Here is a 22,351-nt window from a genome sequence, read left to right on the forward strand (position 1 = left end):
GCTAGCCGGACCGCCCGGCCCCGGCGGTTTCGCGCCGACCCCGCGTCGGCACAGGCCCTCGCCCATGGGCGAGGGGCGCGGATTCTACCAGCCTCCCGAGGCTTCGGCAGCGGTCTCGCCGTCGCAGGTTTGGCCCTTGTATCACGCATATCGATGTTGGTTGGCGACCTTCATTCACCAGCCTAGACTCGCTGGCACCCTGGCACCGCCTGCGACGGTCGATGCCTTCGCCGCGCCGCCCCACGATCCCCCTTTCGCCGAGGTCGTCATGTCCGAAACCCTGCTCAGTTCCCGCAACCTGGCGTTCGAGCTGTACGAAGTCCTCGATGCCGAAGCCCTGACCCAGCGCCCGCGCTTCGCCGAACATAGCCGCGAAACCTTCGATGCCGCCCTCGGCACCGCGCGGAGCCTGGCGGAAAAGCTGTTCGCCCCGCACAACCGCAAGGGCGACGAACACGAGCCGCTCTATGAGAATGGCTCAGCCACGCTGATTCCGGAAGTGAAGCCGGCAGTGGATGCCTTCCTCGACGCCGGCTTCCTCAACGCCACCCGCAGCTTCGAGCAAGGCGGCATGCAGTTGCCGACCCTGCTGTCGCAGGCCTGCTTCGCCCACTTCCAGGCGGCCAACGTCGGTAGCTCGGCCTATCCGTTCCTGACCATGGGTGCCGCCAACCTGATCGAGAGCTTCGGCAGCGAGGAGCAGAAGCAGCGCTTCCTGCAACCGATGATCGAGGGCCGCTTCTTCGGCACCATGGCCCTCACCGAACCGCACGCCGGCTCCTCCCTCTCCGACATCCGCACCCGCGCCGAACCGGCCGCCGACGGCAGCTATCGGATCAAGGGCAACAAGATCTTCATCTCCGGCGGCGACCACCCGCTCTCCGAGAACATCGTGCATATGGTCCTGGCCAAGCTGCCGGATGCACCGCCGGGGGTGAAAGGCATCTCGCTGTTCATCGTGCCGAAGTTCCTGGTCAACGCCGACGGCAGCCTCGGGCCGCGCAACGACGTGATCCTCGCCGGCCTGTTCCACAAGATGGGTTATCGCGGCACCACCTCCACCGCGCTGAACTTCGGCGACAACGGCGCCTGCGTCGGCTACCTGGTGGGCAAGCCGCACCACGGCCTGGCCTACATGTTCCAGATGATGAACGAGGCGCGCATCGGCGTCGGCATGGGCGCGGTGATGCTTGGCTATGCCGGTTACCTCTATTCGCTGGAGTACGCCCGCGAACGCCCGCAGGGCCGCCTGCCGGACGGCAAGGACCCGAGCGCGCCACAGGTGGCGATCATCCGCCACGCCGACGTGCGGCGCATGCTGCTGACCCAGAAGGCCTATGTCGAAGGCGCCTTCGACCTGGGCCTGTACGCCGCGCGCCTGTTCGACGACAGCCAGACCCTGGAAGACGACGAACAGCGCCGCCAGGCCCACGACCTGCTCGACCTGCTGACCCCGATCGTCAAGTCCTGGCCCTCGGAGTTCTGCCTGAAGGCCAACGAGCTGGCGATCCAGATCCTCGGCGGCCACGGCTACACCCGCGAATACCCGGTGGAACAGTACTACCGCGACAATCGCCTGAACCCGATCCACGAAGGCACCCACGGCATCCAGTCCCTCGACCTGCTGGGACGCAAGGTCGGGCAGAACAATGGCGCCGGCCTGCGCCAGCTGACCCGCCTGATCCAGGATGCCTGCCGGCGCGCCGAAGCCCACCCATCCCTGGTCGCCCTGCGCCAGCCGCTGGAACGGCTGGTGGCGCGGCTGTCCGAGGTGACCCTGGCACTGCTCGGCGACCTGATGCAGGGCCAGGTCAACCAGGGCCTGGCCAACTCGGCGCTGTACCTGAAAGTGTTCGGCCATGCGGTGATCGGCTGGCGCTGGCTGGAGCAGGCGATCCGCGCCGAGGAAGGGCTGGCTCGCGGCGACTGCGCCGACGCCGACTTCTATCGCGGCAAGTTGCAGGCCGCACGCTACTTCCTGACCTGGGAAGTGCCTGGCTGCCACCACGAACTGGCGCTGCTGGAGGCCCGCGACGACGTGTGTTCGAGCATGCAGGAAGAATGGTTCTGATCCTGCCTGCCCTTTCCCGCCCCGGTCACGTCCGGGGCTTTTTTATGTCCGGGCATGGACGCCGGGTTGCCGTTGCCTGGCGGCCACGCCGGCGAGTCCGCGCGCACTCGCCCGGACAACGCGAAAGCCTTGGAATTCCTTCGAAAAAAACCGCAGCCGCCCCTTTACAGTCCGCCAAATCCGCAGGTTAGAATCACTTGGCATGCGGCCTGCATCCTGTCTACGTAATTCCCCTACGTAAAACCGACCCGTAGCGTCGCCTTCCCCCTGTCCCGCCGCGAGGAGGCCGACCTTGGACGCCGTCACCGTCAATAATTTCTTCCTGATCGGGGCGGTGCTGGTCGGCATGAGCATCCTCGTCAGCTCGCTGTCCTCCCGCCTGGGCATCCCGATCCTGGTGATCTTCCTCGCCGTCGGCATGATCGCCGGCAACGACGGGGTCGGCGGCATCGTCTTCGACAACTATCCGATGGCCTACCTGGTGGGCAACCTGGCGCTCGCCGTGATCCTCCTCGACGGCGGCCTGCGCACCCGCGTCTCCAGCTTCCGCGTGGCGCTCTGGCCGGCATTGTCGCTGGCCACCCTGGGCGTGCTGGTGACCACCGGCCTGACCGGCATCGCGGCAGCCTGGCTGTTCGACCTGCACTGGATGGAAGGCCTGCTGATCGGCGCCATCGTCGGCTCCACCGACGCCGCCGCGGTGTTCTCCCTGCTCGGCGGCAAAGGTCTCAACGAGCGGGTCACCGCGACCCTGGAAATCGAATCGGGTAGCAACGACCCGATGGCGGTGTTCCTCACCGTGACCCTGATCGAGATGCTCGCCAGCGGCCAGACCGGCCTCAGCTGGGGCTTCGCCCTGCACCTGGTGCAGCAGTTCGGTCTCGGCGCCCTGCTCGGTCTTGGCGGCGGCTGGTTGCTGCTGCAACTGATCAACCGCATGCACCTGGCCGGCGGCCTCTACCCGTTGCTGGTGATCAGCGGTGGCCTGCTGGTGTTCGCCCTGGCCAACGCCGTCGGCGGCAGCGGCATCCTCGCCATCTACCTGTGCGGCCTGCTCCTCGGCAACCGCCCGATCCGCAGCCGCCACGGCATCCTGCACATGCTCGACGGCATGGCCTGGCTGGCGCAGATCGGCATGTTCCTGGTCCTCGGCCTGCTGGTCACACCCCACGACCTGTGGCCGATCGCCCTGCCGGCACTGGCCCTGGCGCTGTGGATGATCCTGGTGGCACGACCGCTGTCGGTACTGATCGGACTGATCCCGTTCCGCGCCTTCCACGACCGCGAGAAAGCCTTCATCGCCTGGGTCGGCCTGCGCGGCGCGGTGCCGATCATCCTCGCGGTGTTCCCGCTGATGGCCGGCCTGCCGAACGCCCAGCTGTTCTTCAACGTGGCCTTCTTCATCGTCCTGGTCTCACTGCTGGTGCAGGGCACCAGCCTGCCCTGGGCGGCCAGGCTGCTGCGGGTGGTGGTGCCGCCGGACCCGGCACCGATATCCCGCGCCGGCCTGGAGATCCACCCGACCAGCGAGTGGGAGCTGTTCGTCTACCACCTGAACAAGGAAAAGTGGTGCATCGGCGCCGCCCTGCGCGAGCTGAAGATGCCCGGCGGGACCCGGATCGCCGCGCTGTTCCGCGGCACCGAACTGCTCCACCCGTCGGGCAGCACCATCCTCGAGGCCGACGACATTCTCTGCGTGATCGGCCACGAACACGACCTGCCGGCCCTCGGCAAGCTGTTCAGCCAGGCGCCCGACCGGGGCCTCGGCGCGCGCTTCTTCGGCGACTTCGTGCTGGAAGGCGATGCCCAGCTGTCGGCGGTGGCCTCGCTCTACGGCCTGAAGCTCGACGGCATCGACGGCGAGCAAGCGCTGGGCCGCTTCATCGCCCACGAGATCGGCGGCGAAGCGGTGATCGGCGACCAGGTGGAGTGGAACGGCCTGACCTGGACCGTGGCCGCCCTGGAAGGCAACCGTATCCGCAAGGTCGGCGTGAAGTTTCCGGAAGGCCGCCCAGGGCCCGGACTTTTCCTCTGATTTCCTGTCGAATTCCCGTTCCGAGGCGCCTTGCGGCGCCTCGGAGCCACCACTAACCTGCATTCACCCTTCTTCGAGTCTCTTCTCGACCATGCCTGCCCTTCGCTCCCTGATCGCTATTCTTTTCCTCGGCCTCTGCCTTGCCAGTCCGCCGCTCCTCGCCCAGTCCGAGCCGCCCTCGGCCGAGGCCGTCCAGCAAAGCCTCGACAAGCTGGCCGAGCGCAAGCTCGCCGAAGCCGACCAGAAGGTCGCCAAGGCCAGCCTCGAACAGACCCTCAAGTTCCTCGCCGCGCGCGACGAAGCGCTGCAGAGCCTGGAGGACCTGAAAAAGCGCCTGAGCGACGCGCCCCGGCAGATCGAGGAAAACCAGCGCGAACTGGAGCGCCTGAAGAAGACCAAAGAACGTCCGGTCAGCGAACGCTACAGCGGCGAGAGCGCGGCCCGCCTGGAAATGCTGCTCAACGACCGCACCACCCAGCAGGCCGAGTGGCAGAAAGCCCTGGGCGAGGCCAACAGCCTGTCGATCACCGCCGAGACCCGTCCGGAACGAGCCCAGGCCGGCATCAGCAGCATGCAGGCACGGATCCTGGAAATCGGCTCGCTGCTCAAGGCCGGCAAGGAAAGCGGCAAGACGATCAACGCCGACCGTCGCGGCGAGCTGCTCGCCGAGCAGGCCGCATTGACCGTGCAGAGCCAGCTGTTGCGCCAGGAGCTGGCCGGCAACAACCTGCTGCAGGACCTCGGCAAGAGCCAGCACGATCTGCTCACCGAGAAGATCTCGCGCCTGGAAAAGGAAACCCTCGACCTGCAGGCGCTGATCAGCGAGAAGCGCCGCGAGCAGTCGGAAAAGACCGTCGCCGAGCTGTCCAAGGAAGGCGCCCAGGGGGCCGGCACCGACAGCCTGCTGAGCCAGGAGAACGCCAAGAACCTGCGTCTCTCCGACTACCTCCTGCGTGCCACCGACCGCCTCAACGTGCTCACCCGGCGCAACCTCGAGACCAAGCAGCAACTGGACAACCTGACCCAGTCCAACCAGGCCCTCGAGGAACAGATCAACGTCCTGCGCGGCAGCCTGCTGCTGTCGCGCATCCTCTACAAGCAGAAACAGGCGCTGCCCAAGATCAAGGCCGACCAGAGCCTGGCCGACGAGATCGCCGACCTGCGCCTCGGCCAGTTCGAACTGAACCAGGAACGCGACAAGCTGGCGACCCCGCAGCAATACCTGGACGACCTGCTCGCCCAGCAGCCCAGCGAGCAGGTCACGCCGGAACTGCGCAAGGATCTCGACACCCTGTTGGCAACCCGTTCCGAGTTGCTCGAACGGCTCAACCACGAACTCAACGCGCTGCTCAACGAAGCGATCACCTTGCAGTTGAACCAGAAACAGTTGCTTTCCACCAGCGAGAGCCTGCGCACCACCCTCGACGAGCAGATGTTCTGGATTCCCAGCAACCAGCCGCTCGACCTGTCCTGGTTCAAGATGACCCCGACCCTGCTGAAGAACCAGCTCACCGAGATCCCCTGGGGCTCCGGGGTGCGTGAACTGGGCGAAGGCCTGGTCGATCGGCCGCTGCTGTTCCTGCCGCTGTTCCTGCTGATCGCCGCGCTGCTGTGGAAACGCCGCTACCTGTACGACAAGCTGGCGGAGCTGAACGACGACATCGGCCACTTCAAGCGCGACAGCCAGTTGCATACCCCGCTGGCGATCCTGATCACCATCCTCCTCGCCCTGCCCGGCACCCTGACCTTCGCCGTCGCCGGGCTGGCCCTGCTGCTGGACGCCCGCGGCCAGAACGCCACCCTCGGCAGCGCCCTGCTGGAAATGGCCCAGGTCTGGCTGCTGTTCTACACCGCCCATCGCATCCTCACCCCGGGCGGCATTGCCGAGCGGCATTTCCACTGGAGCCGCGAACAGGTCGGCTTCCTCGACCGGCACCTGGTCCGCCTCGGCGTTGTGGTCCTGGCGCTGGTCGGCGTGGTGACGGTGGCCGAGCACCAGCCGGCGAGTCTGGCCGACGACGTGATCGGCATCGCCGTGGTCCTGCTCGGCTACGCGGCCATGGCCTGGCTGCTCAGCCGCCTGCTGTTCAGCAGCCCCGGTGACGAGCGTCCGTCGCTGATCAAGATGATCGTCGGCATCCTCTTCACCGCGCTGCCGCTGGTGCTCTTCGTCGCGGTCTGCTTCGGCTACTACTACACCTCGCTGAAGCTCACCGACCGTCTCATCGATACCCTTTACCTGCTGCTGCTCTGGTTCGTCATCGAAGCCGCCTTCGTCCGCGGCCTGGGCGTGGCGGCCCGGCGCCTGGCCTACGCCCGGGCCCTGGCGAAACGGCAGAACGCGGCGAAGGAAGGCGTCGACGGCGAGACCAACGTCGAGGAGCCGACCCTCGGCATCGAGCAGATCAACCAGCAATCGCTGCGGCTGATCCGCCTGGCCCTGCTGATCGGCTTCATCGTCTGCCTGTACTGGGTCTGGGCCGACCTGATCAGCGTGATCTCCTACCTCGACAACGTCACCCTGTACCAGTACACCGCCGGCACCGGCGAAGCGGCCACCAGCGTGCCGATCAGCCTGCGCGACTTCCTCGCGGCGCTGGCCATCGCGGTGGTCACCGTGGCCCTGGCGCGCAACCTGCCCGGCCTGCTGGAAGTCCTGGTACTGCAGCGCCTGACCCTGGCCCAGGGCAGCGCCTACGCCACCACCACCCTGCTTTCCTACGCCATCAGCGGCATCGGCATCGTCAGCGCCCTGTCCACCCTCGGGGTCAGCTGGGACAAGCTGCAATGGCTGGTGGCGGCGCTCTCGGTAGGCCTCGGTTTCGGCCTGCAGGCGATCTTCTCCAACTTCGTCTCCGGCCTGATCATCCTCTTCGAGCGTCCGGTACGAATCGGCGACGTGGTGACCATCGGCAACCTGTCCGGCACGGTCAGCCGGATCCGCATCCGCGCCACCACCATCACCGATTTCGACCGCAAGGAGATCATCGTCCCGAACCAGACCTTCATCACCGGGCAACTGGTGAACTGGTCGCTGAGCGATACCGTGACCCGGGTCACCATCAAGATCGGCCTGGCCTACGAGACCGACCTGCCGCTGGCGCGCAAGCTGATGATGCAGGCGGTCAAGGAAAACCCGCGGGTACTGCGCGACCCGGAGCCGCTGCTGTACTTCCTGACCATCAGCGCCAGTACCTTCGACTACGAGCTGCGCTTCCACGTCCGCGAACTGGGCGACCGCAACCCCTCTACCGACGAGATCCTGACGAAGATCGCCACCAGCTTCCGCGAACACAAGATCGACATGGCTTTCAACCAGGTCGATGTGTTCGTCAAGAACCTCCAGGGCCAGCAGGTCCAGCTGTTCGTCGGCGAGCCGCAGCACAGCGGCGTCGGCAATCCGCCCGCGCTCAAGGGCCAGGACGGTCCCGCCGAACCGACCCGCTGAACCTCCGGGCCTGGACGCCCTCCGGCAATTCCCAGCACAATGCTCGGGAATTGCCGGAGGCCTCTCTTGAAATCACTCGACGACCTCGACTTCGACAACCGCTTCGCCCGCCTGGGCGGCGCCTTCTCCACCGAAGTCCTGCCCGACCCCATCGCCGAGCCGCGCCTGGTGGTAGCCAGCCCCGCCGCCCTGGCGCTGCTCGACCTGCCAGCGGAAACCAGCGACGAAGCGCTGTTCGCCGAACTGTTCGGCGGGCACAAGCTGTGGTCGGAGGCCGAGCCGCGGGCGATGGTGTATTCCGGCCACCAGTTCGGCTCCTATAACCCGCGCCTGGGCGACGGCCGCGGCCTGCTGCTCGGCGAGGTGATCAACCAGGCCGGCGAGCACTGGGACCTGCACCTCAAGGGCGCCGGCCAGACCCCCTACTCGCGGATGGGCGACGGGCGCGCCGTGCTGCGCTCGTCGATCCGCGAGTTCCTCGCCTCCGAAGCCCTTCCGGCACTGGGCATTCCCAGCAGCCGGGCGCTCTGCGTGATCGGTTCGAGCACGCCGGTCTGGCGCGAGAAGAAGGAAAGCGCGGCGACGCTGCTGCGCCTGGCGCCCAGCCACGTGCGCTTCGGTCACTTCGAATACTTCTACTACACCCGCCAGCACGACCAGTTGAAACAGTTGGCGGCGTTCGTTCTGGAACACCACTTCGCCGACTGCAACGCAGCCGAGCGGCCATACGCGGCGATGTTCCGCCAGGTCGTCGAGCGCAACGCCGAACTCATCGCCCGCTGGCAGGCCTATGGCTTCTGCCACGGGGTGATGAACACCGACAACATGTCGATCCTCGGCATTACCTTCGACTACGGGCCCTACGCCTTCCTCGACGATTTCGACGCCAATCACATCTGCAATCACTCCGACGACGCCGGCCGCTACTCCTTCAGCAACCAGGTACCGATCGCCCATTGGAACCTGGCCGCCCTGGCCCAGGCGCTGACGCCACTGGTGGAAGTGGACGAACTGCGCGCCAGCCTCGACCTGTTCCTGCCCCTCTACCAGGCCCACTACCTCGACCTGATGCGCCGGCGCCTGGGCCTGGGCGTCGCCGCGGAGAACGACCATGCCCTGGTCCAGGAACTGTTGCAGCGCATGCAGGGCAGCGCGGTGGATTACTCGCTGTTCTTCCGCCGACTCGGCGAAGAAACTCCGGAGCGGGCGCTGGCCAGCCTGCGCGACGACTTCGTCGACCGCGAGGCCTTCGACCGCTGGGCCGAGGCCTACCGCCGGCGCGTCGAGGAAGAAGGCGGAGACCAGGAGTCGCGGCGCCGGCGCATGCACGCGGTCAATCCGCTCTATGTGCTGCGCAACTACCTGGCACAGCAGGCCATCGAAGCGGCCGAGCAGGGCGACTACACGGAAGTCCGCTTGCTGCACCAGGTACTGAGTCGCCCGTTCGAGGAACAGCCGGGCATGGAGCGCTTCACTCGGCGCCCGCCGGACTGGGGGCGGCACCTGGAAATCAGTTGCTCCTCCTGACGGGATGCCCTGACAGAACGGCGGCCGATAATGCCGCAATGGAATAAATACCTTCGGAAAACTTCTTAGACGCACTAAGAAAAGCCGATTATCTTCGCCGCCACACTTATTCCAGCCTGTTCTACCACCTCCTGTCAGGCGCCTTGCCGCATGAAGATACGCGACCTCGATCTCAGCCAGAGTTCGATCAACACCGAACACCAGGCGCTAGGTCTGCCTCCTGTCGAAGATTTCGTCACCCATCCGGACGACCACCCGGTACTGCGCGCCGCCATGTGGGCGGCGGTGCTGATCCTGGTCGGCCTGCTCGCCTTCCTGGCCTGGCGCCTGTTCTTCGACAACGGCGGCAGCAGCGGCTTCGAGATCATCGAGCAGGCCCTGACCAGCCGAGGTTTCTGGAGCGCGGTGGCGGTGGGCTTCTTCGCCCAGGTGATCGACGGTGCGCTGGGCATGGCCTACGGCATTACTGCCACCACCTTCCTGCTCAGCGCTGGCGCCACGCCGGCCGCCGCCAGCGCCAGCGTGCACATCGCCGAAGTGTTCACCACCGGCTTTTCCGGGATTTCCCACGTCAAGCTCGGCAACGTCAACAAGTCACTCTTCCTCCGCCTGCTGCTGCCGGGAATGATCGGCGCGGTGCTCGGCGCCGTGCTGATCACCCGCTTCGACGGCCACCAGCTCAAGCCCTTCATCTCCGCCTACCTGCTGCTGATGGGCCTGTACATCCTGAGCAAGGCCTACCGCCACGTGATCACGCGCCGGGCACCGCGCCACGTGGCCAAGCTGGCACTCTTCGGCGGCTTCGTCGATGCCGCCGGCGGCGGCGGCTGGGGCCCGGTGGTCACCAGCAGCCTGATCGGCTCGGGTAGCGACCCGCGCACCACCATCGGCTCGGTGAACTTCGCCGAGTTCTTCCTGACCATCGCCAGCGCCACCTCCTTCATCCTCCTCGCCGGCCAGCCGGACACCTGGAAGATGGTCGCCGGACTGGTCTTCGGCGGCCTGTTCGCCGCGCCGTTCGCCGCCCTGCTGTGCAAGAAGCTTTCGCCGCGCACCCTGCTGGTCATCGTCGGCACCCTGATCACCCTGATCAGCGCCTACAACATCTACATCGGCCTGCGCTGACAGGCATAAGCGGCGAACACAACGGTCTAACCAGGCACGCTTTTCCTTGCCCGGGCGCATTGACCCGCCCGGCGCGCTTTCCCATGCTGCGTCCTTCCAATCTGCCCGAAGGAACGCTGCATGAAACTGGAAACCCTGGCCGTCCACGCCGGCTACAGCCCTGACCCGACCACCCGCGCGGTGGCGGTGCCGATCTACCAGACCACCTCCTACGCTTTCGACGACACCCAGCATGGCGCCGACCTGTTCGACCTGAAGGTACCGGGCAACATCTACACACGGATCATGAACCCCACCAACGATGTACTGGAACAGCGCGTCGCGGCGCTGGAAGGCGGGGTCGGGGCGCTGGCGGTGGCCTCGGGGATGGCGGCCATCACCTACGCGATCCAGACCGTCGCCGAGGCCGGCGACAACATCGTCTCGGTGGCCAAGCTCTACGGCGGCACCTACAACCTGCTGGCCCACACCCTGCCACGCATCGGCATCCAGGCGCGCTTCGCCGCCCACGACGACATCGCCGCCCTGGAAGCGCTGATCGACGAGCGGACCAAGGCCGTGTTCTGCGAAACCATCGGCAACCCGGCGGGCAACATCATCGACCTGCAGGCACTGGCCGACGCCGCTCACCGCCACGGCGTACCGCTGATCGTCGACAACACGGTAGCCACCCCGGTGCTCTGCCGGCCGTTCGAGCACGGTGCCGACATCATCGTGCACTCGCTGACCAAGTACATGGGCGGCCACGGCACCAGCATCGGCGGGATCGTGGTCGACTCCGGCAAATTCGACTGGGCGGCGAACAAGTCGCGCTTCCCGCTGCTGAACACGCCCGATCCGTCCTACCACGGCGTCACCTACACCGAGGCCTTCGGACCCGCCGCCTTCATCGGCCGCTGCCGGGTGGTACCGCTGCGCAACATGGGCGCGGCGCTCTCGCCATTCAACGCCTTCCTCATCCTCCAAGGCCTGGAGACCCTGGCGCTGCGCATGGAGCGCCACTGCGACAACGCCCTCGCCGTAGCCCGCTACCTGCAACAACATCCGCAGGTGGCCTGGGTGAAATACGCCGGCCTCGCCGACAACCCCGAGCACGCCCTGGCCCGGCGCTACCTGGGGGGCCGCCCGGCGGCGATCCTGTCCTTCGGCATCCAGGGCGGCAGCGCCGCCGGCGCGCGCTTCATCGACGCCTTGAGGCTGGTGGTGCGGCTGGTCAACATCGGCGACGCCAAGTCCCTGGCCTGCCACCCGGCGAGCACCACCCACCGCCAGTTGAACGCGGAGGAACTGGCCCGCGCCGGAGTCTCCGACGACATGGTGCGGCTGTCGATCGGCATCGAGCACATCGACGACATCCTCGCCGACCTCGACCAGGCCCTGGCCGCCGCCGCACGCTGAGCGGATCGGTCAGTCCGGGCGAGCGTTTCGGTCCTTGCCCGGCCTGGCCGGCCGGCTAGTCTGGCTGGGATCCCCGACATGGAGAGCGCCATGCCACTGCCCACCGAACTCGCCAGGCACCTGACCGAAGAAAAGATCGCCTTCGTCCAGCGCAGCGGACTCAGGGCGGAAGTCCTCGAACCCGGCTACGTGCGCCTGCGCATGCCGGGCGCCGGCAACGAGAACCACATCGGCAGCATGTACGCCGGGGCGCTCTTCACCCTCGCCGAAATTCCCGGTGGCGCGCTGTTCCTGACCAGCTTCGACAGCGCCCGCTTCTATCCCATCGTCAAGGAGATGACCTTGCGCTTCCGCCGCCCGGCCAAGGGCGACATACGCGTCGAGGCACGCCTGGATGCCGAGCGCATCCGCCAACTGGAAACCGAGGCCGGGGAGCGCGGCAAGGCCGAATACAGCCTCGAACTGCAACTCACCGACGAGCAGGGGGAGGTGGTGGCGGAAAGCACCGCGTTGTACCAGCTACGCAGCCACGCGCGGCCCTGACTGGCAGATTTCGCAGGGCACGGCGAAGGTTTTTTCTGCCATGGATCAAGGTCCGTAGCGAGCTGCGGCGCGACAGTGGAGAAGCCAGCGTAGCCATCCCACGGAGTCCGCCATGATCCGCCACCTCCTGGTCGCCCACGACCTCACCCCGGAAGCCGACGTCGCCCTCGCCCGCGCAGCCCAACTGGCCCGCCAGCACGATGCGCGGGTCAGCCTGCTGCACGTGTACGACCCGGGGCTATCGGCGTCAGCGGTGAAGACCGTCAGCGCCATGCTGCAGCTCAAGCGCAAGGAGGCCGGCCTCGACGAGGACAGCGCCATCCACCTGTTCAGAGGCCAGCCGATCGACGGCATCCTGCAGCAGACCCGGGCGCTCGAACCGGACCTGTTGCTGATGGGCGCACACCACCAGAAGACCTTCGAACGCTTCGGCAACACCACCCTCGACCAGGTGGTGCGGCGCAGCCGGGTGCCGGTGCTGCTCGCCGTGCGCGAGGCGGACGAACCCTACCGCCAGGCGCTCAGCGCCCTGGACTTTTCCCAGTGCGCCTGTACCGCGCTGCGCCAGGCCTACCGCCTGCTGCCGGTGGAAGCCGACCTGCACGCCCTGCACGTGTTCGAGTCCCCCGACGACAGCGTGCTCGGCCTGCCCAGGCAGAATGCCGCGCACCTGGCCACCCAGGCCGGGCTGATCGAACAATTGCTGAGCGACGAGCAGGAGCGCCTGCCGGGCGTCGGGCCGCAGCTGAGCCACGAAGTGGTTCCCGGCGTGCTGCCGTACAGCCTGGACGCCGCGTTGAAGCAGCGCCAGCCGGAGCTGCTCGCCCTCGGCCGGCACAGCCGCAACGCGCTGATGCAGGCGCTGCTCGGCAACCTGGCGCAACGTTACCTGCGCCAGCCGAGCTGCGACGTCCTGGTTACCTCGTAGAAGCGCTGCCGCAGAGGCTGCTCAGCTTTCGAGCAGCCCGTGCAACTCGACGAACTGCTGGGTCAACTTGTGCCGCGGTTCGAGGAAGATCAGCGGGGTACAAGCCTGGTGCGACTCGCGCATCTTCACCGAACTCATCAGGTACACCGGCAGCACCGGCAGTTCCTCCGCCACCAGCTCGTCGAGCAGTTGCTGCGGCAGGCTGGCGCGCGGCTGGAACTGGTTGACCACGATGCCCTCGACCTGCAGGTCTTCGTTGTGGTCGTCACGCAGTTCCTCGATCTCCTGGAGAAGGCCATACAGCGCCTGGCGGGAGAAGCTGTCGCAATCGAAGGGAATCAGGCAGCGATCGGCAGCGATCAGCGCAGATACCGTGTAGAAATTCAGTGCCGGCGGGGTATCCAGGTAGATCCGGTCGTAGTCTTCGTCCAGTTCGTCCAGCAGTTTGCGCAGCTTGTTGATCTTGTGCTTCGACTCCAGCTTCGGCTGCAGGTCGGCCAATTCGGGGCTGGAGGTGACGATGTGCAGGTTGTCGAACGGCGTCTCGTAGATCTCGACCCTGCCCTTCTTGCTGAAGGGCCCGGAAGACAAGGTCTGCTTGAAGAAGTCGGCGATCCCCACCGGCAGGTCCTCGCCGGTCAGTCCGGTCAGGTAGTGCGTGGAGTTGGCCTGGGCGTCCAGGTCCACCAGCAGGGTGCGATAGCCCTCCGCCGCGCTGACCGCCGCCAGGTTGCAGGCGATGCTGGACTTGCCTACCCCGCCTTTCTGATTGAACACCACGCGCCGCATGGGAAATCTCCGTGAGCCGAGCCTGATCCCGGATGATAGGCAAAGCCGCGGGCAAGCGCGAGCACCGTCTCGGTCCTGACGTAGAGCGGTTCAGCGCCGGCGCAGGCTGGCCGCCTCACGGGTCACCAGGTCGATGAAGGACAGCGCCAGCGGCGAGCCCTCGTTCTGCCGACGGACCAGCCATACCGCAGTCGTCGCCTCGGGATCGCTCAGGGTGCGGTAGACCACGCCGTCGACCCGGGTGCGGCGGAACGACGCCGGCAGGATCGACACCCCCAGTCCAGCCGAGACCAGGCCGATGATGGTCATCGCCTCGCTGGCCTCCTGGGCGATGCGCGGGCTGAAGCCGGCCTGTCGGGTCAGGGCGATGACCTGGTCGTAGAGCCCGGTGCCGTAGCTGCGCGGGAAGAACACGAAGGGCTCCTCGGCCAGGGCGGCGATGGCCAGGCCATCCTCGCTGCCGGCCGCCAGCGGATGGTCAGCCCGCAGCACCGCCACCAGCGGTTCGCGGAACAACTCCACCCAATGCACCGCATCCGGCAGCGCCAGCGGGCGGATCACGCCCACCTGCAGGCTTTCCTCGAGCAGCGCCTTGAGTACCTGGCGGCTGCTCATTTCCTGCAGGTCGAGGTGTACGTCCGGATAGGCCTTGCGGAAGGCATGGATGCTGCTGGGTATGGTCGAGGTGAAGGGTGCCGAGGAAGTGAAACCGATCTTCAGCTCGCCCAGTTCCCCCAGGTGGGCCCGACGCGCCAGCAACACCGCCTTGTCTACCTGGGCCAGCACCTGGCGGGACTCGTCGAGGAACAGCCGGCCGGCGTCGGTGAGTTCGACGCGGCGGTTGGTGCGCTCGAACAGGCGCGCACCGATTTCCTCCTCCAGCGCCTGGATCTGCTGGCTCAACGGCGGCTGGGAGATCCCCAGGCGCTCGGCGGCGCGGCCGAAGTGCAGCTCCTCGGCGACGGCGATGAAATAGCGCAGGTGCCTGAGTTCCACGCGGCCCCTCCAATTAGGTCTTTTTACATATCAATCGTGTCGATCAATATATTGGAAATCATATAAACCTATCTATATCCTTTGCCACATAACCTCCAACAACGACCCCTTGTCCCTGAAATCCAGGTGGCGCGGCCTCGTTGTGCCTGCTCGCCACCGTCCCCAGAGGTGCCCCGTGAGCAATCCGCAAGTCCGGCCACAGGCCGAAGAAGAACCCGCGTTAATCGAGGCGGCCCGCGAAGCAGCCAACGAGGTGCTGGAAGCCGCCACCGAAGTCGAACGCTATATCGAAAAAGGCACCCCGCAGTTCATGCGCACCTCGCTGGCGCTGTTCTCCGGCGGTTTCGCCACCTTTGCCCTGCTCTACTGCATCCAGCCGATGATGCCGGTGCTGTCCAAGGCGTTTTCCATCAGCGCCGCGGAAAGCAGCCTGGCATTGTCCGTCGCCACCGCCATGCTCGCCCTTGGCCTGCTGGTCACCGGCCCGATCTCCGACGCGATCGGTCGCAAGCCGGTGATGGTCATCTCGCTGCTGGCCGCCGCGCTGTTCACCCTCGGCAGCGCGGTGATGCCCACCTGGCATGGCGTGCTGCTGATGCGCGCGCTGGTCGGGCTGTCCTTGAGCGGCCTGGCCGCGGTGGCGATGACCTATCTCAGCGAAGAGATCCATCCGCAGCACATCGGCCTGTCGATGGGCCTGTACATTGGCGGCAACGCCATCGGCGGGATGAGCGGACGCCTGATCAGCGGCGTCCTGGTCGATTTCATCTCCTGGCATGCCGCACTGGCGGTCCTCGGCGGCCTGGCCCTGGTCGCCGCGCTGGTGTTCTGGCGCGTGCTGCCCGAATCGAAACACTTCCGGCCGGCACCGCTGAAGCCGGCGACCCTGCTCAACGGCTACCGCCTGCACTTCCGCGACGCCGGACTGCCCTGGCTGTTCCTGATCGGTTTCCTGCTGATGGGCAGCTTCGTCACCCTGTTCAACTACATCGGCTACCGCCTGCTGGCCGAGCCCTACCACATGAGCCAGGCGGTGGTCGGCGTGCTCTCGGTGGTTTACCTCTCGGGCATCTACAGCTCGGCCTGGGTCGGTTCGCTGGCCGACAAGCTGGGGCGACGCAAGGTGCTCTGGGCGGTCATCCTGCTGATGCTCGGCGGCCTGCTGCTGACCCTGTTCGAGCCGATCCCGCTGATGCTCGCCGGCCTGCTGCTATTCACCTTCGGCTTCTTCGGCGCGCACTCGGTGGCGAGCAGCTGGATCGGGCGCCGCGCCCTGCGCGCCAAGGGCCAGGCCTCGTCGCTCTACCTGTTCAGCTACTACGTCGGCTCAAGCCTGGCCGGCACCCTCGGCGGGGTGTTCTGGCATTACTACGGCTGGAACGGCATCGGACTGTTCATCGGCTCGCTGCTGGTGGTCGCGGTATTGGTCTCGCTGCACCTGGCGCGCCTGCCGGCCCTGCCTGGCAACACCCTGGCGCAGGCCGCCCACTGAGTTCGAGGCGCCGGTCTCCCGGCGCCTTCACTCCGACCAGAAGCGTACTCCGGTCAGTTCTTCCGATAGCACCCACAGCCGCGCGGCCAGCCCCAGGTCGCGCGCATTCCGCGGAATCCGCGCCGCCGCCGGATAACCGCGGGTTTCCAGCCAGCGATCCGGGCCGACATAGGCGCCGCCATACCAGCGCTGTTCGGTCAGCGCGGAAAGTGCCGGCAACGCCCCCATCTCCGCCGATTGCGCGAACGCTCCGTTGGCCACCTTCATCGCCCAGCGTCCCAGGCGCGAACCGGACATCGCCGGTGCCGCGTACTGCAGGTTGGTCGCCGCGTAGCCCGGATGCGCCGCCAGGCTCTGCAGAAGCACGCCCCGCTGGCCGGCGCGGCGCTGCAACTCCAGGCTGAACAGCAGATTGGCCTGCTTGCTGTGGCAATAGGCGAGATAGCGGTTGTAGCCGCGCTCGGCGTTGAGGTCGTCGAGCGGCAGCCGGCCGAACTGGTTGAAACCGCTGGTCATGCCCACCACCCTGGGCCGTGGAGCGGCCAGCAACGACTCCAGCAGCAGTCCCGTAAGGGCGAAGTGGCCGAGGTGATTGGTGCCCATCTGCATCTCGAAACCGTCGCGGGTACGCCGCAGGGGCAGGAACATCACTCCGGCGTTGTTGAACAAGAGATCGAGGCGTGCGTGGCGCTGACGGAAACCGGCGGCGCAGGCGCGGATCGAGGCGAGGTCGGCTAGGTCGAGATCGGCCAGCTCCAGGCGTGCCTGGGGATACTCGTCGAGGATCGCCCGCCGCGCCCGCTCCGCCTGTTCGCGATTGCGGCAGGCCATCACCACGGTCGCCCCTTTGCCGGCCAGCGTGCGCGCCGCCTGCCAACCCAGGCCGCTGTTGGCGCCGGTGACCAGCGCCAGGCGCCCGGCCAGTTGTGGAATGTTGCGTCGTGCCCAGGGATGCATCGCTCGTTCTCCGCTTGACTGCGTTGCCGGGCAGTATTGCGGCACCAGCCAATGCAGCGGCAGACGCGCTCGCGCCAGACTGCCGATCATTTCGGGCCAGGACACGCCAGCATGAGCCGCCGCACGGACTCCGACGCACCGACCATCACCGCCGCCTACCCGCGCCTGCTGCTCGGCCTGCTGGAGGAACGCGGCCTGGACGGACGCGCGCTGCTACGGGAAATCGGTCTGTCGACGCTGCGACTGGAAGAGCCGGAAGCACGCGTCACATCGCAGCAGTACCAGGCGATCGCCGCCGCGGCGCTCGCGCTGAGCGGCGACCCCGGCCTCGGCGCACAGCTCGCCTTGCGCACGCCTCCCACCGCCCATGGCAGCCTGGGCTACGCGATGATGGCCTCGGCGACGCTCGGCGATGCCTTGTGCCTGGCGCTGCGCTACATGCCGCTGCTGCAGGGCAACGTCGAAATCAGCCTGCTGCGCGAGGACGAGCAGGTGATCCTGCGCCTGCTGCCAGGCCCTGCGCTCCCGCCGGCGCTGCACCGGTACTTCAGCGAAGCCCTGCTGATCGGCCTGTATCGCTCCGGCGCCTGGCTGCTCGGCGAACCGGCCCTGGTCGGCAGGCTCGACTTCGACTACCCCGAACCTGCCGTGCCTGTGCCGCTGCCGCAGTGCCGCTACGACCAGGCCCACGTCCAGTTGGTGTTCCCCGCCATCCTGCTCGCCCGCTCGCTACCGATGGCCGATCCAGCTGCGTTGCGCCGCGCCCGCGAACACTGCGAGCGCGAACTGGCGCTGCTCGATGCCGGCCGCCGGGACATCTGCGCCCGCGTGCGGCTGGAGCTGGAACGCCAGGAACAGCGCTTCCCCAACCTGGAGGAAGTAGCCGCGCGCCTGCACCTGTCCAGCCGCAGCCTCAAGCGGCATCTGCATGACGCCGGCACCAGCTTTCGCCAGTTGCTCGGTCAGGCTCGCCAGCGCCAGGCCTTGCGATTGCTGCGGCGTCCCGAGGTGTCGTTGCAGCGTATCGCCCTGTACCTGGGTTACAGCGATCCAACCAACTTCACCCGCGCCTTCAAGCGCTGGACCGGCGAGCCGCCGAGCGACACCCGCGCCCGCCTGCTGGGCGGGCAACCAGTTTCACGAACAAATGCCAAGCGCTCGACAAATCCCTCGCGTTTCCCTTGAGCGCGGCAAGCGCTGTTCTATGCTGCTGCGGCCGGCATCCGGCCGGCCTCGACAGCGATATGAAAGGGACTTTATGAAACCAGCGATCAAGCGCGCCTGCCTGCTCGGCACGGCACTGTTCTCCCTCTGCGCCAGCGCAGCCCAGGCGGCCGGCGTTCTGGTAGGAACCTGGGACCTGCGGGGCAACGGCCAGCTCGCCGCGGTCTACCGCGACGGCGCCAACCTGCAGGTGGTGGAAGGCGGCAGCACCCGCAACTACAGCTTCGGCAACGTGGTCTGGTCGGTCTTCGGCGCCACCGATACCGACGGCCAGCCCGGCGCGGAAATCCTGGTCAAGGCCGGTCCCGACCTGGTGATCGTTTCCCACGCCAGCACCACCCAGCGCAAGTACCCGGTAGGCAACGTCTCCTGGGCGATCATGCGCGCCACCGACGTCGACAACGTCGCCGGCGACGAAGTCATCCTCAGCATCGGCAACGGCGTGCGCACCGTATTCGATCGCACCCGTACGCAACGCGACGCCACCTTCAGCTACAACGGCACCTGGGGCCTGTTCGACGTCGCCGACGTGGACGGCGCGCCGGGCAAGGAACTGGTGCTGAACATGGGCAACGGCGTCAAGGTCATCGACCCGCGCACCGGTGGCGCCAAGGACTTCACCTTCAGCGGCTACCACGCGCTCGCACAGATCGCCGACCTCGACGGCCAGCCCGGCGCGGAGATCATCGGCCGCACCAGCACCGGCATCTACGTGATCAGCAACGCCAGTTCCCGCAAGGAATACAACATCGGCGCCAGCGCCTGGGCACTCTATGGCGGCACCGCGGACACCGACGGCAAGCCGGGCAACGAGCTGATCGTGGTGATGCAGGGCAAGGTGCGGGTCATCCACCACGCCAGCGGCGCCAGCAGCGACTACCGCATCGGCGACGTCAACTACAGCATCGATTCGGTGGCCGACATGGATGGCCAGCCGGGCGCGGAAATCCTCGTGCGCGACGCCAACGGCAAGCTGTTCGTGATCAACGACCGCACCGGCAAGGTAAGCAGTTGAGCCGGGCGGGTTGCGTAGGGCGGGTACGCCACCGGCGCGACCCCGCCAGCCAACGCGCCGGAGGGCCGTCGGCCCGCGCATGAAAAAAGGGGAGCCTCGGCTCCCCTTCTTTCGTTCCGGCTCAGCCGTGGTACTGCGCCGACAGCTCGTGCACCGCCTCGAAGAAGGCGCCGGCATGGGCCGGGTCGACTTCCGGGGTGATGCCGTGGCCAAGATTGAACACATGCCCCGTACCCTTGCCGTAGGCCGCCAGGATTCGCGCGACTTCGGCGCGGATCGCCGCCGGATTGGCGTAGAGCACCGAGGGATCCATGTTGCCTTGCAGGGCTACGCGCTCACCGACACGGGCCCGGGCGCTGCCGATGTCGCAGGTCCAGTCCAGGCCCAGCGCCTCGGCGCCGACCTCGGCCATCGACTCCAGCCACAGGCCGCCTCCCTTGGTGAAGAGGATCACCGGCACCCGGCGTCCGTCGTGCTCGCGGATCAATCCATCGACGATCTTGCGCATGTAGGTCAGGGAGAACTCCTGGTAGGCCGCCGCCGACAAGCTGCCGCCCCATGAGTCGAAGATCTGCACCGCCTGGGCGCCGGCGTGGATCTGCCCGTTGAGGTAGCTGGTCACCGATTGCGCCAGCTTGTCCAGCAGAGCGTGCATGGCCTGAGGGTTGTCGTAGAGCATCGCCTTGGACTTGCGGAAGTCCTTGCTCGAGCCGCCCTCGACCATGTAGGTGGCGAGGGTCCAGGGGCTGCCGGAGAAGCCGATCAGCGGTACGCGGCCGTTCAGCTCGCGGCGGATGGTGCGCACGGCATCCATAACATAGCCCAGGTCCTGTTCCGGATCGGGAACCGGCAGCGCCTCGATGTCGGCCAGCGACGAGACCACCTTGCGGAAGCGCGGGCCTTCGCCGGTCTCGAAGTACAGGCCCTGGCCCATGGCATCGGGAATGGTCAGGATATCGGAGAAGAGGATCGCGGCGTCCAGCTGCGGGTAACGGTCCAGCGGCTGCAGGGTCACTTCGCAGGCCAGCTCCGGGTTCATGCACAGGCTCATGAAATCGCCGGCCTTGGCACGGGTGGCACGGTATTCCGGCAGGTAACGACCGGCCTGGCGCATCATCCAGACGGGGGTGACATCGACGGGCTGCTTGAGCAGGGCGCGGAGGAAGCGGTCGTTCTTCAGGGCAGTCATAACGGCATCCGATCAAAGGCTGCTGGCTTCACGCGGGCGCGTGCGGAAGGGGGTTATCCACAGGCCGGCGGGCGAAAAGGGCCGCTATTGTCGCAAAGCACAAAACAAAAGGCACGGCGGGGGCCGTGCCTTTTGTCTATCGCGGTGATTTGTCGCAGCGCCGGTGGCGCCGCGGGTCAGACGCCAAGGTAGTCGAGGATGCCTTCGGCCGCGGTACGTCCTTCGAAGATCGCCGTCACCACCAGGTCGGAACCACGGACCATGTCGCCACCGGCGAAGATCTTCGGGTTGCTGGTCTGGTGCTTGAACTGCGCCTGCGCCGGAGCCACCACGCGGCCCTGGCTGTCGGTGGCGATCTCGAAGCGCTCGAACCACGGCGCCGGACTCGGCCGGAAGCCGAAGGCGATCAGCACGGCTTCCGCCGGGATGATCTCCTCGGAACCGGGGATCGGTTCGGGGCTGCGGCGGCCGCGGGCGTCCGGCTCGCCGAGACGGGTCTCGACCACCTTCACGCCTTCCACCCGGTCCTCGCCGACGATGGCGATGGGCTGGCGGTTGAAGAGGAACTTCACGCCCTCTTCCTTGGCGTTCTTCACTTCCTTGCGCGAGCCCGGCATGTTTTCTTCGTCACGGCGATAGGCACAGGTCACCGACTTGGCGCCCTGGCGGATCGAAGTGCGGTTGCAGTCCATCGCGGTGTCGCCGCCGCCCAGGACCACCACGCGCTTGCCCTTCATGTCGACGAAGTCCTCGGCCGACTTCTCGAAGCCGAGGTTGCGGTTCACGTTGGCGATCAGGAAGTCCAGGGCGTCGTGTACGCCCGGCAGGTCCTCGCCGGGGAAACCGCCCTTCATGTAGGTGTAGGTGCCCATCCCCATGAACACGGCATCGTACTCATCGAGCAACTGCTCCATGGTCACGTCCTTGCCGATCTCGGTGTTCAGGCGAAACTCGATGCCCATGCCGGTGAACACCTCGCGGCGACGGCTGAGGACGTGCTTCTCCAGCTTGAACTCGGGAATGCCGAAGGTCAGCAGGCCGCCGATCTCCGGGTTGCGGTCGAACACCACCGGGGTCACGCCGTTGCGCACCAGCACGTCGGCGCAGCCGAGGCCGGCCGGGCCGGCGCCGATCACCGCGACGCGCCTGCCGGTCGGCTTGACCTTGGACAGGTCCGGACGCCAGCCCATGGCGAAGGCCGTATCGGTGATGTACTTCTCCACCGAGCCGATGGTCACCGCGCCAAAACCGTCGTTGAGGGTGCAGGCGCCCTCGCAGAGGCGATCCTGCGGGCAGACCCGGCCGCAGACTTCCGGCAGGGTGTTGGTCTGGTGCGACAGTTCGGCGGCGGCCAGGATGTTGCCTTCGGAAACCAGCTTCAGCCAGTTAGGGATGAAGTTGTGCACCGGGCATTTCCACTCGCAGTACGGGTTGCCGCAGCCCAGGCAGCGGTGGGCCTGGTCGGCGGCCTGCTGCGGCTTGAACAGGTCGTGGATCTCCACGAACTCGCGCTTGCGCTGGCGCAGCAGCTTCTTCTTCGGGTCCTTGCGCCCGACTTCGATGAACTGGAAGTCGTTGTTCAGGCGGTCGGAATTCAGACGTTCAGACATATCG

At 66.8% G+C, this 22,351-nt stretch carries 16 protein-coding genes; 11 read left to right on the forward strand and 5 right to left on the reverse strand.

Annotated features, from left to right (window positions below; genetic code table 11):
• Window positions 1-268: 268 nt before the first annotated feature.
• From ACI766_RS27235 to ACI766_RS27270, 8 genes are all read left to right on the forward strand, one after another.
• Entirely contained in the window at window positions 269-2,071 is a 1,803-nt protein-coding gene (locus tag ACI766_RS27235) for an acyl-CoA dehydrogenase (RefSeq protein ID WP_003114561.1), read from the forward strand.
• Between the two features lie 292 nt (window positions 2,072-2,363).
• Window positions 2,364-4,106, forward strand: a complete 1,743-nt coding sequence (locus ACI766_RS27240) for a potassium/proton antiporter (protein WP_003114562.1) — start codon at window positions 2,364-2,366, stop codon at window positions 4,104-4,106.
• 91 nt (window positions 4,107-4,197) lie between these two features.
• The gene (gene mscK / locus ACI766_RS27245; protein WP_003103675.1) at window positions 4,198-7,554 is read left to right on the forward strand and encodes a mechanosensitive channel MscK; all 3,357 of its coding nucleotides are present in this window, start codon (window positions 4,198-4,200) and stop codon (window positions 7,552-7,554) included.
• A gap of 66 nt (window positions 7,555-7,620) precedes the next feature.
• Window positions 7,621-9,081, forward strand: a complete 1,461-nt coding sequence (gene selO, locus ACI766_RS27250) for a protein adenylyltransferase SelO (RefSeq protein WP_003114563.1) — start codon at window positions 7,621-7,623, stop codon at window positions 9,079-9,081.
• A gap of 150 nt (window positions 9,082-9,231) precedes the next feature.
• Complete coding sequence (locus tag ACI766_RS27255; protein WP_014603373.1) at window positions 9,232-10,206, forward strand: sulfite exporter TauE/SafE family protein; 975 nt, start codon at window positions 9,232-9,234, stop codon at window positions 10,204-10,206.
• 120 nt (window positions 10,207-10,326) lie between these two features.
• Window positions 10,327-11,604, forward strand: coding sequence for a bifunctional O-acetylhomoserine aminocarboxypropyltransferase/cysteine synthase (locus ACI766_RS27260; protein ID WP_016562437.1), 1,278 nt, complete (start codon window positions 10,327-10,329; stop codon window positions 11,602-11,604).
• A gap of 90 nt (window positions 11,605-11,694) precedes the next feature.
• On the forward strand, window positions 11,695-12,147 hold the full coding sequence (locus ACI766_RS27265) for a YiiD C-terminal domain-containing protein (protein WP_003116142.1): 453 nt from the start codon (window positions 11,695-11,697) through the stop codon (window positions 12,145-12,147).
• Between the two features lie 112 nt (window positions 12,148-12,259).
• A complete protein-coding gene (locus tag ACI766_RS27270) occupies window positions 12,260-13,075 on the forward strand; it encodes a universal stress protein (RefSeq protein ID WP_003161256.1) in 816 nt (271 codons plus the stop codon).
• 21 nt (window positions 13,076-13,096) lie between these two features.
• Here ACI766_RS27270 and ACI766_RS27275 read toward each other — a convergent pair whose 3' ends face one another.
• The gene (locus ACI766_RS27275) at window positions 13,097-13,864 is read right to left on the reverse strand and encodes a ParA family protein (protein ID WP_003103688.1); all 768 of its coding nucleotides are present in this window, start codon (window positions 13,862-13,864) and stop codon (window positions 13,097-13,099) included.
• Between the two features lie 90 nt (window positions 13,865-13,954).
• A complete protein-coding gene (locus tag ACI766_RS27280; RefSeq protein ID WP_003095817.1) occupies window positions 13,955-14,860 on the reverse strand; it encodes a LysR family transcriptional regulator in 906 nt (301 codons plus the stop codon).
• Between the two features lie 175 nt (window positions 14,861-15,035).
• On the opposite strand from ACI766_RS27280, the gene ACI766_RS27285 reads away from it, so the two are divergent.
• On the forward strand, window positions 15,036-16,352 hold the full coding sequence (locus ACI766_RS27285; RefSeq protein ID WP_004352499.1) for an MFS transporter: 1,317 nt from the start codon (window positions 15,036-15,038) through the stop codon (window positions 16,350-16,352).
• 27 nt (window positions 16,353-16,379) lie between these two features.
• Here ACI766_RS27285 and ACI766_RS27290 read toward each other — a convergent pair whose 3' ends face one another.
• Window positions 16,380-17,309, reverse strand: coding sequence for an oxidoreductase (locus ACI766_RS27290; RefSeq protein ID WP_023122847.1), 930 nt, complete (start codon window positions 17,307-17,309; stop codon window positions 16,380-16,382).
• A gap of 111 nt (window positions 17,310-17,420) precedes the next feature.
• Between ACI766_RS27290 and ACI766_RS27295 the strand changes: the two genes are divergently transcribed.
• Both ACI766_RS27295 and ACI766_RS27300 read left to right on the forward strand, forming a co-directional pair.
• Window positions 17,421-18,494, forward strand: coding sequence for an AraC family transcriptional regulator (locus ACI766_RS27295; RefSeq protein WP_003146385.1), 1,074 nt, complete (start codon window positions 17,421-17,423; stop codon window positions 18,492-18,494).
• A 73-nt stretch (window positions 18,495-18,567) separates the two neighbouring features.
• The gene (locus ACI766_RS27300; RefSeq protein ID WP_003121196.1) at window positions 18,568-19,548 is read left to right on the forward strand and encodes a hypothetical protein; all 981 of its coding nucleotides are present in this window, start codon (window positions 18,568-18,570) and stop codon (window positions 19,546-19,548) included.
• Window positions 19,549-19,669: 121 nt separating this feature from the next.
• On the opposite strand, the gene hemE is transcribed toward ACI766_RS27300, so the two are convergent.
• Entirely contained in the window at window positions 19,670-20,737 is a 1,068-nt protein-coding gene (hemE, locus tag ACI766_RS27305; RefSeq protein ID WP_003103698.1) for a uroporphyrinogen decarboxylase, read from the reverse strand.
• A 176-nt stretch (window positions 20,738-20,913) separates the two neighbouring features.
• Window positions 20,914-22,347 (reverse strand): FAD-dependent oxidoreductase, encoded by a 1,434-nt coding sequence (locus ACI766_RS27310; protein WP_003095829.1) that lies wholly within the window; start codon window positions 22,345-22,347, stop codon window positions 20,914-20,916.
• Window positions 22,348-22,351: the final 4 nt, after the last annotated feature.

The sequence above is a fragment of the Pseudomonas sp. DL genome, from assembly GCF_047199225.1.
In the GTDB taxonomy this organism is placed as follows: domain Bacteria; phylum Pseudomonadota; class Gammaproteobacteria; order Pseudomonadales; family Pseudomonadaceae; genus Pseudomonas; species Pseudomonas aeruginosa.

Excerpts from the sequence above, each read along its gene's own strand:
- ACI766_RS27235 (WP_003114561.1), top strand. The coding sequence starts at position 269 with ATGTCCGAAACCCTGCTCAGTTCCCGCAACCTGGCGTTCGAGCTGTAC.
- mscK (WP_003103675.1), top strand. The coding sequence starts at position 4,198 with ATGCCTGCCCTTCGCTCCCTGATCGCTATTCTTTTCCTCGGCCTCTGC.
- ACI766_RS27255 (WP_014603373.1), top strand. The coding sequence starts at position 9,232 with ATGAAGATACGCGACCTCGATCTCAGCCAGAGTTCGATCAACACCGAA.
- ACI766_RS27260 (WP_016562437.1), top strand. The coding sequence starts at position 10,327 with ATGAAACTGGAAACCCTGGCCGTCCACGCCGGCTACAGCCCTGACCCG.
- ACI766_RS27265 (WP_003116142.1), top strand. The coding sequence starts at position 11,695 with ATGCCACTGCCCACCGAACTCGCCAGGCACCTGACCGAAGAAAAGATC.
- ACI766_RS27270 (WP_003161256.1), top strand. The coding sequence starts at position 12,260 with ATGATCCGCCACCTCCTGGTCGCCCACGACCTCACCCCGGAAGCCGAC.
- ACI766_RS27275 (WP_003103688.1), bottom strand. The coding sequence starts at position 13,864 with ATGCGGCGCGTGGTGTTCAATCAGAAAGGCGGGGTAGGCAAGTCCAGC.
- ACI766_RS27290 (WP_023122847.1), bottom strand. The coding sequence starts at position 17,309 with ATGCATCCCTGGGCACGACGCAACATTCCACAACTGGCCGGGCGCCTG.
- ACI766_RS27295 (WP_003146385.1), top strand. The coding sequence starts at position 17,421 with ATGAGCCGCCGCACGGACTCCGACGCACCGACCATCACCGCCGCCTAC.
- ACI766_RS27300 (WP_003121196.1), top strand. The coding sequence starts at position 18,568 with ATGAAACCAGCGATCAAGCGCGCCTGCCTGCTCGGCACGGCACTGTTC.
- hemE (WP_003103698.1), bottom strand. The coding sequence starts at position 20,737 with ATGACTGCCCTGAAGAACGACCGCTTCCTCCGCGCCCTGCTCAAGCAG.
- ACI766_RS27310 (WP_003095829.1), bottom strand. The coding sequence starts at position 22,347 with ATGTCTGAACGTCTGAATTCCGACCGCCTGAACAACGACTTCCAGTTC.